We start from the raw sequence: 682 nt of genomic DNA, 5'->3' as shown, positions 1-682 counted from the left end.
GTGTGGTGTCGCTGAGTGCGGTGGATGTGGCTGGGGAGCCGGTGTTGTCGGTGCGGTCGCTGGCGTTGCGCCCGATCCCGTCCGACCGGCTCGACGCGGCCTCCCTGAGCCGCGGAGCCGTGCGGGACGCGCTGTTCGGGGTGGAGTGGACCCCGTTGGAGGAGCTTGCTTCGGGTGAGGTGCCGCCGGTGGCGGTGCTCGGCCCGGACGCGCTGGGTCTCGCCGGGGCGTGGCAGGCGGCGGGACGGGTGGCCCTGGCCCATGGGGATCTGCCGTCGCTGGTGGCGGGGCCGGTGCCGGGCACGGTGGTGGCGGAGGCGGTCTCGGATCCGGCCGGTGACGTGGTGGGGTCGGCGCATGTTCTGACCGCTCGCGTTCTGGGCTTGCTGCAGGGGTGGCTGGCCGATGAGCGGTGTGTGGGTTCACGTCTGGTGGTGGTGACGCGGGGCGCGGTGGCGGCGGGGGAGACGGTCACTGATGTGGGGGCTGCGGCGGTGTGGGGTCTGGTGCGGTCGGCGCAGGCGGAGAACCCTGGCCGGTTCGTGCTGGTGGATGTGGACGGGGAGGTTTCGGCGCTGCCTGGGCTTTTGACAGGTTTGGTGGCGTCGGGTGAGCCGCAGGTGGCGGTGCGCGGGGGTGAGGTGTGGGTGCCGCGTCTGGCGCGGGTGGTGTCCGGCTCTGA

The 682-nt window shown here is 73.3% G+C and carries 1 protein-coding gene; it reads left to right on the top strand.

The features are described 5' to 3' along the window. Window positions 1-682, top strand: a 682-nt coding sequence (locus AC5L38_RS44315; RefSeq protein WP_495248841.1) for a SpnB-like Rossmann fold domain-containing protein, incomplete at both ends; no start/stop codon positions are given.

It is taken from the genome of Streptosporangium nanhuense, assembly GCF_059358815.1.
Note: the sequence above shows the minus strand (reverse complement) of the source record. Positions and strands in the feature narration are given on the sequence as shown.